This is a genomic window from Leclercia adecarboxylata, assembly GCF_006171285.1.
In the GTDB taxonomy this organism is placed as follows: domain Bacteria; phylum Pseudomonadota; class Gammaproteobacteria; order Enterobacterales; family Enterobacteriaceae; genus Enterobacter; species Enterobacter barmai.
This window is the reverse complement of sequence record NZ_CP040889.1, coordinates 171,246-183,031: the sequence shown is the minus strand read 5'-3', so window position 1 is coordinate 183,031 and position 11,786 is coordinate 171,246. Positions and strand designations below refer to the sequence as shown.

The 11,786-nt window shown below is 51.8% G+C and carries 11 protein-coding genes; all 11 read left to right on the top strand.

The window, feature by feature from the left end; all coding sequences use genetic code 11:
- Positions 1–2: 2 nt before the first annotated feature.
- Positions 3–3,395 carry a glycosyltransferase gene (locus tag FHN83_RS02750; RefSeq protein WP_139563181.1) on the top strand — a complete coding sequence of 1,131 codons (3,393 nt, stop codon included), beginning with the start codon at positions 3–5 and terminating at the stop codon, positions 3,393–3,395.
- A 143-nt stretch (positions 3,396–3,538) separates the two neighbouring features.
- Positions 3,539–4,699: a DegT/DnrJ/EryC1/StrS family aminotransferase gene (locus FHN83_RS02745; RefSeq protein WP_139563180.1), complete on the top strand. Its 1,161-nt coding sequence runs from the start codon at positions 3,539–3,541 to the stop codon at positions 4,697–4,699.
- A 12-nt stretch (positions 4,700–4,711) separates the two neighbouring features.
- Complete coding sequence (locus FHN83_RS02740) at positions 4,712–5,410, top strand: WbqC family protein (RefSeq protein ID WP_255296497.1); 699 nt, start codon at positions 4,712–4,714, stop codon at positions 5,408–5,410.
- Between the two features lie 15 nt (positions 5,411–5,425).
- Complete coding sequence (locus tag FHN83_RS02735) at positions 5,426–5,860, top strand: GNAT family N-acetyltransferase (RefSeq protein ID WP_139563179.1); 435 nt, start codon at positions 5,426–5,428, stop codon at positions 5,858–5,860.
- A 190-nt stretch (positions 5,861–6,050) separates the two neighbouring features.
- Entirely contained in the window at positions 6,051–6,770 is a 720-nt protein-coding gene (gene fliA, locus FHN83_RS02730) for an RNA polymerase sigma factor FliA (protein WP_039030897.1), read from the top strand.
- 55 nt (positions 6,771–6,825) lie between these two features.
- Positions 6,826–7,377 carry a flagella biosynthesis regulatory protein FliZ gene (gene fliZ, locus FHN83_RS02725; RefSeq protein ID WP_138369391.1) on the top strand — a complete coding sequence of 184 codons (552 nt, stop codon included), beginning with the start codon at positions 6,826–6,828 and terminating at the stop codon, positions 7,375–7,377.
- Between the two features lie 88 nt (positions 7,378–7,465).
- A complete protein-coding gene (gene tcyJ, locus FHN83_RS02720; RefSeq protein WP_138369390.1) occupies positions 7,466–8,266 on the top strand; it encodes a cystine ABC transporter substrate-binding protein in 801 nt (266 codons plus the stop codon).
- A gap of 106 nt (positions 8,267–8,372) precedes the next feature.
- Positions 8,373–9,359, top strand: coding sequence for a D-cysteine desulfhydrase (gene dcyD / locus FHN83_RS02715; RefSeq protein WP_039030894.1), 987 nt, complete (start codon positions 8,373–8,375; stop codon positions 9,357–9,359).
- Between the two features lie 21 nt (positions 9,360–9,380).
- Positions 9,381–10,049, top strand: a complete 669-nt coding sequence (gene tcyL, locus FHN83_RS02710; RefSeq protein WP_139563178.1) for a cystine ABC transporter permease — start codon at positions 9,381–9,383, stop codon at positions 10,047–10,049.
- Positions 10,046–10,798, top strand: coding sequence for an L-cystine ABC transporter ATP-binding protein TcyN (gene tcyN / locus FHN83_RS02705; RefSeq protein WP_139563177.1), 753 nt, complete (start codon positions 10,046–10,048; stop codon positions 10,796–10,798). Before tcyL ends, tcyN begins: the two co-directional genes overlap by 4 nt.
- 221 nt (positions 10,799–11,019) lie before the next feature.
- Positions 11,020–11,742, top strand: coding sequence for a transcriptional regulator SdiA (sdiA, locus tag FHN83_RS02700; RefSeq protein ID WP_039030891.1), 723 nt, complete (start codon positions 11,020–11,022; stop codon positions 11,740–11,742).
- Positions 11,743–11,786 lie beyond the last annotated feature (44 nt).

The following is an 11,786-nucleotide window of genomic DNA, read 5'->3' as shown; positions in this document are numbered from 1 at the left end:
TCATGATGTTTACGGCACATTATCCCTACCTGATTGCAGCCCCGGATTACCGGGAATCATCACTGGGTATTCAGGTACTACATCGCCTTTGTCATCTCATTAACGAACGGGGCGGTAATGCCTGGATGGTGGGTTGTAAAGTTAATGATGAATGGAATGCTCCGGCGCTGACGGAAGAGGCCTATAGCCAGGTGATGTCCGGCGGGACTCCCTGGATTGCCGTCTATCCGGAGGTGACAACCGGTAACCCATTTTCTGCTCCCGTTGTTGTTCGCTATATGTTGAACAGGGAAGGGGTGATCATGGGGAATGGGATCGAGGCGGGACCGGAGGATCTCTTTTTCTGGTACCGGGCCGAATTTGCGGATAAAGAGCCTGATCCCATTATCCTGGGGATTGAGAGTTATGACCTGTCGCTTTTCGAAGATGACAATCCGGTAAAAGATAAAGATTTTCTTTATCTGAACCGTATTCCGCAATCAGTAATAGATTTTTCATTGTTACCTGAAAACATCACCATCCTTTCAATGCAAAACCCCTTGTCGCTACGTGACCTGGCCTCGCTATTGAAGCGGGGAAGGGTGCTTTATACGTATGAATCGTCAGGCACCTGTTTACTGGCAAACCTCTGTGGCTGCCCAGTGGTGGCGTTTAGCGCCCCTGGTTATGAGCAGTATGCACTGAATGAGCAGACGCTAAAGGATATCGGCGGGGCTGGATTTGGATACTCGGATTCACCGGAGTCCCTGGAGAACATACGTGCCAGCCTGCATATCGCACGTGAATTTCTGCTGAAAAAACGGCGAGCAATGGAGACACAACTCGATAACTTCCTCGCGCTGACCCAGGCGAAAGCGCAGCAGCAACATGAGGAGCAGCACCGGGCCTCTTTCGGGGGCTGGCTAGCGCATCGCACGCTCCCGCAGGCGTTGACGGCGCAGACGGTGCTACTGCACGTGATCCTCTGCCAGGATGCGCAGGAGAATGAGATTGCCGCTTCGCTCGCCTCTCTCGCGCAGCAGGGTGTTGATACGCAGTCCGTGTTGCTGGTTGCCCCCGCGTCACATATCGACGTCAGCCGCTTTAACGCCTGCTCTGTTGGGGTGAGTGAGTGGATAACGTGCATCACCCGGCTTGCCGAAGCTCAGGCGTTTGACTGGCTGCACTGCATTGACGCCGGGGCTGAATATACGCCCGCGAGCATCGGGCTGATGCGCCAGATGCTGGCAGAGGCGGGGGCGTGTCAGGCGATATTTTCCGACGAAGCCATTCGTCATGTGAACGGTGAAGTCACCCCGCTACGTAAGCCCGATTTCAATCTGGATCTGTTCCTCGCTTCGCCGCACCGCTATCTGCGTCGGGTCTGGTTCCGGCGCGAGGGCTGGCTGGCGGCGGGCGGGTTTAATCCTGACCTTCGTCATGCGTTCGAATCAGAGCTGGTCATCCACTATCTGCTGGAGTGGGGCACCGGGACTATCGGCCATATCGCCGATGTGGTGACGCTTACGCCAGAAGCGATCTTCTCCCGGCACAGTCAGGAAGAAGAACAGCAGATCCTCAGCGCTTACCTGCAACGGCGTGGCTATCCTGAGGCGCAGCTGGAAAGGCAAAACAACGCCGCCTGGCGTCTGATTTATCATCCGCCACAGAACGAAACTGTCAGTATTTTACTGGATGCCGGAGACGATCCCGCGCTGCTGGTGCGCTGTATTGAAAGCCTGATGAATAACACCGACTGGCCGCACAAAGAGGTTCTGCTGGCGGTGAGTGAAAACGCCAGCGAGCCGATGCGTGACGTCATCCGTCAGATACAGGCCGTAATGCCGCTTAAGGTTCTGGTGTGCGAGGCGCAGCAAAATTACCCCAGCCGGATAAATCATCTCGAAAAAAATGCGACCGGTGACTATCTGTTATTGCTGGATCTTCATACGCTGTTTGTCCTTAAAAACTGGCTTAAGACGCTGCTGAGCCATGCGGTACGAGCCGAAGTGGGCTGCGTCGGGCCTAAAATCATCACCACCGATCAGCGTCTGTTAAGCGCTGGGGTGATTGTGGGGGCCAGGGGATGGGCAGGGCACGCAGGGCAGGGCGAGCCGTGGCAGTCAGAAGGGTATATGTCCCGCTACCAGTGCGATCAAAACTATTCGGCGTTAAGCGGCAACTGCCTGCTTATCCGACGCGATGCCTGGCAACGTATTGAGGGCCTGCCCACCGGTTATGACGATGAACATGCCATCGATATTGTGGCTTCACTGACTCTGAGTGCGTCAGGCTATATCGCGGTCTGGACGCCATATAGCGTGGTGGCCTCCGATAATGCCCTCCTTTGTGAAGCGGTCTGCGTGAGCGAAAATCCGCAGCGTCAGCTCCTGATGGCGTCAGCTCCGCGTTATTTCACCGACGATCCGGCCTATAACCGCAATTGTGCGCTCCAGGATCCGCTCTTTGTTACTGACATCGCCCCCGCGAACTGGCTGACAAGTTTATCTCCGGCGCACTCCTGCGTGCTGCTGATAAACAATGGCGGAACGGCTGAGTACGTGCAACGTATCACTCATCTGTTTCAAATGATGGCGGCAGAGGGAGAGATCGTTCTGAAACAGGGCAGCCCGTCTCTGACCGTTCCCGATATCCTGCGCGCGGCTCCTGGCACCGTGGTGCTGACAGATGCCCCGAACGCGGCATTATCCGCGCGGCTCGTGGCAGCGAACGCAGTCGCTCCGCTGCGCGTTCTCGCCCTGGCCGACAGCGGAGGCCCGGTAAATAATGTTCCGGCACCTGATGCTGCGGTCAACCAGTGGCTTACCTGGTCGGGTGAACGTGAAATTCTGCTCGCTAAACGTAAAATGGCCGCGGTACGTCTGCCGGTACTGCTGTCGCGTGAAGATATTGCAATGCCTGACCGCGAACCCTCAGCCCGTCGACGCGTCTTGTGTATTCCTGGCTCGTTATCAGACAAAGAGCGGGAGTTTGTGGGGCGGATAATTGCGGCAACACGAGAACACCTGGACTGGGTGCTGCTGGGAAACTGGCCAAAAGCCTGGATCCCGCTGGTGGCGGAAACGGTTCGCTGGCAGGGGGAAAGGCTCTCTGGTGAACAACTGCAACGACTCCGCATTCACTCAGCCGTTCTGTTCAGGCAGAACAGCGACCATAATCGTTTTAAGGATGACTATCTCGCCGTTCAGCTTGCTGCAGGGGGCTGCCGGGTGATCGTCAGTGACGTGCCTTCGCTACGCAATGCTCTGCCGATCCTGCGTCTGAAAGCCGATCCGCAACAGTGGCAGCAGGCACTGATCAATACTGAACGAAACCCTGTTAGCGCCGACGAACTTCGCCCTTACATCTGGGATCCGCAAAACATACCGACTGCAATTCGTACGTTGTTCATGTAAAAAAAGGCGCTCTTCGGAGCGCCTGTCATTCTTTTTGCGTCGTTCCGTATAATTACACCTCGAAAGACGCCTTGTTTTACCGATAGCTCAGCAGATGATCTCGTTATGATTGGTGATAATCCCCTCATTCCACAGGTTCTCTTATGAGTGATAACGTGTATGTCACCAGTCCGTTGCTCCCCCCTCTGGAGGAGTTTATCCCTTACCTGGAGCAAATCTGGCAAAACAAAGTGCTGACCAACGGTGGGGAATTTCATCAGCAGCTGGAAGCGGCGCTGGCGGACTACCTTGGAGTGAAACACATTTGCCTGTTTGCCAACGGTACGCTTGCTCTTTTAACCGCCCTGCAGGCGCTGCGCGTGACGGGTGAGGTGATTACCACGCCGTACTCCTTCGTTGCCACCTCGCACACGTTGTTATGGAATGGCCTGACGCCGGTCTTTGCGGACATCGATCCCGATACCTTTAATATCGATCCCCGTTGTATAGAAGAGCTCATCACCCCCAATACTACGGCCATTATGCCGGTCCACTGTTACGGTATCCCGAGTGAAATGGACAAAATTCAGCAGATTGCTGACGCCTACGGTCTGAAGGTGATCTATGACGCGGCCCATGCGTTTGGCGTGCGCCAGGACGGCGTCAGCATTCTCAATCAAGGGGATCTCTCTGTTCTGAGTTTCCATGCAACAAAAGTGTTTAATACTTTCGAAGGCGGCGCCATTGTTTGCCATGATGCCGCGACCAAGCAGCGCATTGATTATCTGAAAAATTTTGGTTTTGCTAATGAAACGACGATCATGGCATCGGGTATTAATGGTAAGATGAATGAACTCCAGGCAGCTATGGGGTTACTTCAACTTCAGCATATTGATAAGGCTATTAAAGAGCGTAAAACTCTTTATTTACAATATACTCAATTGCTGAATGAGCTTTTGCCTGTTTTAGAATACATAAAACCCGATGAGTCTATTGAATGGAATTATTCCTATTTTCCCGTGCTCTTTCGTGGTGATATGTCAACAATACGAGATGATCTATATCATGCCTTGCGTGATAAAGGGATTTTTGCGCGTCGCTATTTTTATCCTCTTATCAGTGAATTTACAATGTATAAAAAACTTCCTTCATCTGATATGGATAAACTGCCTATGGCGTGGCAAACTTCCAGGGCTATTCTCTGTCTCCCAATATATCCTGGACTTGCGCTAGAAACGCAGGAACGCATTATAAAAATTATACGCAATGAAATTTTTTCCCGTAAAATGCTATCTCCTGCGTTGCAGGCCTTAAGTTACAATTAAGGAATATAAACAGTGAAAATTGCAGTGATGCAACCTTATTTTTTACCTTATATTGGTTATTTTCAATTAATGGCTTCAGTTGACCGCTTTGTTTTATTTGACAATGTTCAGTATGTGAGGCAAGGGTGGATCAATCGTAATCGGATTTTGAGAAATGGTCAGTCAAGCATTATAACATTGCCGCTGAAAAAGGATTCTCGTTTCCTTAATATCAATGAGAGATATGTTTCTGAAGTTTTCTCGAAAACAAAAATACTTAATCAACTGCAAGATGCATATCGATATGCACCCTATTATGATAGCGTTTTTCCGTTGCTGGAAAAGATAATTTCCTGCGATGGCAATAATTTATTTGACTATCTTTTACACTCCTTAATCATACTTCGTAACACATTTTCGCTGGAATGCGAGATTGTTGTATGTTCGGAATTGAATATTGACCATAGCTTGCGGTCGCAGGAAAAAATTTTAGCTATTTGTAAGGAGCAGAACGCAAATACTTATATCAATGCGCCTGGTGGGCGAGAACTTTATGAAAGGGAGCGGTTTCAACAACAACGAGTAAGTTTGCAATTTATACAACCTGGTGATGTGCATTATCCACAATTCGGTGCTGAGTTTGTTCCTTGGCTTTCGATTATTGACGTAATGATGTTTAATAATTTAGAAAATGTTTCACGTTTTTGTCGAGAAAGCTGGGTAATAAGTTAAATAAGGAATAATAGATTGCAGATAAAATTTAATACGGCAACTAGCCAAAATATTGCTTTGCATTTGCGTGGCGTTGAATATGCTTATCTCGATCACCTTCTCACTCGTGTTGATTTGGATACATATGCACTAAAAATTCATAGATTCGCGTACTGTTTTGAAGCATGGGAAATGACTCGTTTGATTGGCTTGGTTGCTGCCTATCTGAACACAGAAGCTAAACGTGGATATATTACTAACGTTACTGTCTTACCTAGCTGGCAATCCTGCGGTATTGCCAGCCAGCTGCTGCGGGAGTGCATCAATCAATTAGAAAAGGCTGACGTCAAAGAAATAAGGCTTGAAGTTGCTATAAACAGTACGCGTGCTCAAAAATTGTATTTAAAACATGGGTTTGAAATTTATGACGAACGAGACGGAACATTTGAGATGGTGCGTTATTGTCCGTAGCCGTCAAAGTTTCAGTACCAGTACAGACTCTGTCAAAAATCTATTTAGACATTTTGTAAGGGTATGAAATTTCGAGGTAAGTGTAGTAAGGCGTAAATAACCCCCCATTCCCCCCCCTATTCACACGATTAAAACCCCTCCAGAATCGGATAATCATGCCGATAACTCAACTAACGCAGGGCTGTTTATCGTGAATTCACTCTATACCGCTGAAGGTGTAATGGATAAACACTCGCTGTGGCAGCGTTATGTTCCGCTGGTGCGCCATGAAGCATTGCGGCTTCAGGTACGTCTGCCGGCGAGTGTGGAACTGGACGATCTGCTACAAGCGGGCGGTATCGGGTTATTGAATGCAGTTGACCGATACGACGCTCTGCAAGGAACGGCATTTACGACTTACGCAGTACAGCGTATTCGTGGTGCGATGCTGGATGAACTGCGCAGCCGGGATTGGGTGCCGCGCAGTGTTCGCCGCAATGCACGCGAAGTGGCGCAGGCGATGGGGCAGCTGGAGCAAGAGCTCGGACGTAACGCGACGGAAACCGAAGTTGCGGATCGTCTGGGGATCACCACTGCCGACTACCGTCAGATGTTGCTCGATACCAATAATAGCCAACTCTTCTCTTACGACGAGTGGCGCGAAGAGCATGGCGATAGCATCGAACTGGTGACGGACGATCATCAGCAGGAAAACCCGTTGCACCAGCTAATGGAAGGCAACGTTCGCCAGCGCGTGATGGAAGCCATTGAGGCTTTACCGGAACGCGAACAACTGGTGCTGACCCTTTATTACCAGGAAGAACTCAATCTCAAGGAGATTGGTGCCGTGCTGGAAGTCGGGGAGTCGCGGGTTAGCCAGCTGCATAGTCAGGCCATTAAACGCTTACGTACCAAGCTGGGTAAGTTATAGGTGATCCCTGTCACCCGTTAAGTGCCGCACAACGTATTGACAACCAGGAGTTATCATGACGGTGCAGCAATCTAAAAGACGGCCACTAAGCCGCTACCTGAAAGACTTTAAACACAGCCAGACGCATTGCGCCCATTGCCATAAATTGCTCGACCGCATCACGCTGGTCCGTCGTGGAGAGATCGTCAATAAAATTGCGATCTCCCGTCTCGATACCCTGCTGGATGAAGCCGGATGGCTGGAGGAGCAAAAAGAGTGGGTGGCGTTATGTCGTTTTTGTGGCGATCTGCACTGTAAAGAGCAGAGCGACTTTTTCGACATTATCGGCTTCAAGCAGTTCCTGTTTGAACAGACAGAGATGAGCCATGGAACGGTGCGGGAATATGTTGTCCGTCTGCGTCGCCTTGGCCAGCATCTGACCTCGCAAAATATCTCACGCGAGCTTTTGACCAACGGTTATCTGGACGAAAATCTGGAGCCGTGGCTGCCTGCGACCAGCACCAATAACTACCGGATTGCGCTGCGCAAATATGCGCAATACAAATCGCAAATGCCGGTGGCGGTGAAGCAGAAAGTCCACCGCGAAACAACTTCTGATATATATTAAAAATGAATAACATGTAGCGCAGTCGTGTTTGACCTTACGGCCGAACACCTTACACTACACTCAAAATTCCAATGATATCGGGGTACGTATGAAATTTGCACTTCTGGGTCGTCAGGCGCTGATGGGTGTAATGGCCGTTGCGCTGGTTGCGGGTATGAGCGTCAAGACCTTCGCAGCAGAAGGTCTTTTAAATAAAGTTAAAGAGCGCGGCACGCTGCTGGTTGGGCTGGAAGGGACCTATCCTCCGTTCAGCTTCCAGGGTGACGACGGTAAACTGACCGGTTTTGAAGTAGAGTTCGCCGAAGAGCTGGCAAAACACCTCGGCGTTAAAGCGTCTCTGAAGCCGACCAAGTGGGACGGCATGCTGGCGTCGCTGGACTCAAAACGTATCGATGTGGTGATTAACCAGGTCACCATCTCTGATGAACGTAAGAAAAAATATGACTTCTCCACCCCATATACCGTCTCCGGTATCCAGGCGCTGGTGAAAAAAGGCAACGAAGACTCGATTAAATCTGCCGCCGATCTGAAGGGCAAAAAAGTCGGTGTCGGTCTGGGTACCAACTACGAAGAGTGGCTGCGCCAGAACGTGCAGGGCGTGGATATTCGTACCTATGATGATGACCCGACTAAATACCAGGATCTGCGCGTAGGCCGTATCGATGCCATTCTGGTTGACCGTCTGGCGGCGCTGGATCTGGTGAAGAAAACCAAAGATACCCTGGCCGTAGCCGGTGATGCCTTCTCCCGTCAGGAAGCTGGCGTGGCGATCCGCAAGGATAACGAAGATCTGGTGAAAGCCGTTGACGGCGCCATTGCAGAAATGCAGAAAGACGGCAGCCTGAAGGCGCTGTCCGAAAAATGGTTCGGGGCAGACGTCACAAAGTAAGCAGTTGACTGAAAAAAAAGGCGCTTTGATAAGCGCCTTTTTTATTTCCTCGCCGTCAGCGTGCATAATAAAAAAATCAGACTTAGACAGGGTTATGGAGGTTTTCATGTCATTACAGAATCTGACGCGTTTTCCGCGCCTCGAATTTATCGGCGCGCCGACGCCGCTGGAGTACTTACCGCGCTTATCGGACTATCTCGGGCGCGACATCCTTATTAAACGTGATGACGTGACGCCCATGGCCATGGGTGGCAACAAGCTGCGCAAGCTGGAGTTCCTGGCGGCGGATGCGCTGCGTGAAGGCGCCGACACGCTGATCACCGCAGGGGCTATCCAGTCCAACCACGTGCGCCAGACCGCGGCCGTGGCGGCAAAACTGGGGCTGCACTGTATCGCCCTGCTGGAAAACCCGATCGGCACCAAAGCAGAAAACTACCTCGGCAACGGCAACCGTCTGCTGCTGGATCTGTTCAACGTGCAGGTGGAGATGTGCGACGCGCTGACCGATCCTGTGGCACAGCTGAACGAGCTGGCGACCCGCGTTGAAGCTCAGGGTTTTCGTCCGTATGTGATCCCGGTCGGCGGCTCGAACGCGCTGGGTGCGCTGGGCTATGTTGAAAGCGCACTGGAGATCGCCCAGCAGTGTGAAGGCGCGGTTGGCATCTCCTCGGTAGTGGTGGCCTCCGGCAGCGCAGGCACCCATGCCGGTCTGGCGGTAGGGCTGGAGCAGCTCATGCCCGAGGTTGAACTGATTGGCGTCACCGTATCACGCAGTATTGCCGATCAAAAACCGAAGGTGGTGACGCTTCAGCAGGCGGTGGCGCAGCAGCTGGAGGTGAGCGCGAAGGCGGATATCATCCTGTGGGATGACTACTTCGCACCGGGCTATGGCACGCCAAACGATGAAGGCACGGAAGCGGTCAAACTGCTGGCGCGCCTGGAAGGGATCCTGCTCGATCCGGTCTATACCGGCAAAGCCATGGCCGGGCTTATCGACGGGATCGAGCAGAAGCGCTTCAAAGATGAAGGCCCGATTCTGTTTATTCATACCGGCGGGGCGCCCGCTCTCTTTGCCTACCATCCTCATGTCTAAATCACAGGCAGAAAAATCATAATGCAAGAAAGTATTCAACTGGTGATTGATTCATTGCCGTTCCTGCTGAAAGGCGCAGTGTTTACGCTGCAGCTGAGTATTGGCGGGATGTTTTTTGGCCTGGTGCTGGGCTTTTTGCTGGCCTTGATGCGCCTGTCGCCTCTGCTGCCCATACGCTGGCTGGCGCGTTTTTATATTTCAATATTCCGCGGCACGCCGCTGATTGCCCAGCTTTTTATGATCTACTACGGCCTGCCGCAGTTTGGTATCGAGCTTGATCCGATCCCGGCGGCGATGATTGGTCTGTCGCTCAACACCGCCGCCTATGCCGCAGAAACCCTGCGTGCGGCGATCTCCTCAATTGATAAAGGCCAGTGGGAAGCCGCGGACAGTATCGGTATGACGCCGTGGCAAACCCTGCGCCGGGCCATTCTGCCGCAGGCCGCGCGCGTGGCGCTGCCGCCGCTCAGCAACAGCTTTATCAGCCTGGTGAAGGACACCTCGCTGGCGGCCACCATTCAGGTGCCGGAGCTGTTCCGCCAGGCGCAGCTGATCACCTCGCGCACCCTGGAGGTCTTCACCATGTATCTGGCCGCCTCGCTGATCTACTGGATCATGGCGACGGTGCTGTCGGCGCTGCAAAACTATTTTGAAAACCAGCTTAACCCCCAGGAGCGTGATCCGAAATGAGTGCTATCGACGTTAAAAACCTGGTGAAGAAGTTTCACGGCCAGACGGTGCTGCACGGCATCGATCTGGAAGTGCAGGAGGGCGAAGTGGTGGCGATTATCGGGCCCAGCGGTTCCGGTAAAACCACGCTGCTGCGCAGCATCAACCTGCTGGAACACCCGGAAGGCGGCACTATTCGGGTGGGTGATATCACCATTGATACAGGCAAATCGCTGAGTCAGCAAAAGGGGCTGATTCGTCGTCTGCGTCAGCACATCGGCTTCGTTTTCCAGAGTTTTAATCTGTTTCCCCATCGTACGGTGCTGGAAAACATCATTGAAGGGCCGGTGATTGTCAAAGGCGAACCCAAAGAGGAAGCCACCGCCCGCGCCCGCGAGCTGCTGGCAAAAGTCGGGCTTTCCGGTAAAGAGACCAGCTACCCGCGTCGTCTCTCCGGTGGGCAGCAGCAGCGTGTGGCAATTGCCCGCGCGCTGGCGATGCGTCCTGACGTGATCCTGTTTGATGAACCTACCTCCGCGCTGGATCCGGAGCTGGTGGGGGAGGTACTGAATGCCATTCGCCAGCTGGCGCAGGAGAAGCGCACCCTGGTGATCGTGACCCATGAGATGAGTTTTGCCCGTGATGTCGCGGACAGGGCGATATTTATGGATCAGGGGCGTATCGTTGAGCAGGGACCGGCGAAAGCGCTGTTCGCTAATCCCCAGCAGCCTCGCACCCGGCAATTTCTGGAAAAATTCCTGATGCAATAGCATATTTGTTTTTAATTGCTCCGGAATTAATCTCCGGAGCAAAATATTCACCCCCGAAATGTATGCTGCCGTGATTTTATCCCGTCATAACCACCCTAAGTGCATAAAATGTGTAGATAAATACTCCGGGGTCGATATTTTATACATATAAATAAGATTTATGTGTTAATTTAAGAAATCATAATAATGATTATCTTTTACAGGGGCTTCATTCAGCTGGTATGAAGGATTTAGACTTTTTCACATGGCGACGGGAATGCTATCTCCGTTTTCAGGAGATGACATCAGCCGACGAGGTATATCCCGAACTTCAGCGACAAACTCAGAGCCTGGGCTACGATTTCTTTGCCCTCTGCGTTCGTCATCCGGTACCGTTCACCCGACCCAAAGTTTCGGTGCATTCCACCTATCCGCAACAGTGGATGGCGCAGTATCAGGCGGAAAATTATTTCGCTATCGATCCGGTACTGAAACCCGAAAATTTCGTTCACGGACACTTACCCTGGAACGATGCTCTGTTCGCGGATGCGCAATCCTTATGGGACGGTGCGCGCGATCATGGCCTGCGTAAAGGGATCACCCAGTGTCTGATGCTGCCAAATCATGCGATGGGATTCCTGTCGGTTTCCAGTACCAGCCTGTCAATAAACGTGATGATGGGGGAAGTGGTTGAAATGCGTCTGCAAATGCTGGTGCAAATGGCATTGACGACGCTGCTGCGGCTGGAGCATGAAATGGTGATGCCACCTGAAATGAAATTCAGCAAGCGCGAGAAAGAAATTCTGAAATGGACGGCGGAAGGGAAGACCTCAGCAGAAATAGCCATCATTCTTTCTATTTCTGAAAATACGGTGAACTTCCATCAGAAGAATATGCAGAAGAAATTCAATGCGCCAAACAAGACACAGATTGCCTGCTATGCGGCGGCGACGGGGATTATCTGACTACAATTCTGTTCTGCGTGGCAGACGAGTAAACGGCTGAATGC

What these genes read in the sequence shown, in the direction of transcription:
- FHN83_RS02750 (WP_139563181.1), top strand. Translation starts at nt 3, where the DNA reads ATGATGTTTACGGCACATTATCCCTACCTGATTGCAGCCCCGGATTAC.
- FHN83_RS02745 (WP_139563180.1), top strand. Translation starts at nt 3,539, where the DNA reads ATGAGTGATAACGTGTATGTCACCAGTCCGTTGCTCCCCCCTCTGGAG.
- fliZ (WP_138369391.1), top strand. Translation starts at nt 6,826, where the DNA reads ATGACGGTGCAGCAATCTAAAAGACGGCCACTAAGCCGCTACCTGAAA.
- tcyJ (WP_138369390.1), top strand. Translation starts at nt 7,466, where the DNA reads ATGAAATTTGCACTTCTGGGTCGTCAGGCGCTGATGGGTGTAATGGCC.
- dcyD (WP_039030894.1), top strand. Translation starts at nt 8,373, where the DNA reads ATGTCATTACAGAATCTGACGCGTTTTCCGCGCCTCGAATTTATCGGC.
- tcyL (WP_139563178.1), top strand. Translation starts at nt 9,381, where the DNA reads ATGCAAGAAAGTATTCAACTGGTGATTGATTCATTGCCGTTCCTGCTG.
- tcyN (WP_139563177.1), top strand. Translation starts at nt 10,046, where the DNA reads ATGAGTGCTATCGACGTTAAAAACCTGGTGAAGAAGTTTCACGGCCAG.
- sdiA (WP_039030891.1), top strand. Translation starts at nt 11,020, where the DNA reads ATGAAGGATTTAGACTTTTTCACATGGCGACGGGAATGCTATCTCCGT.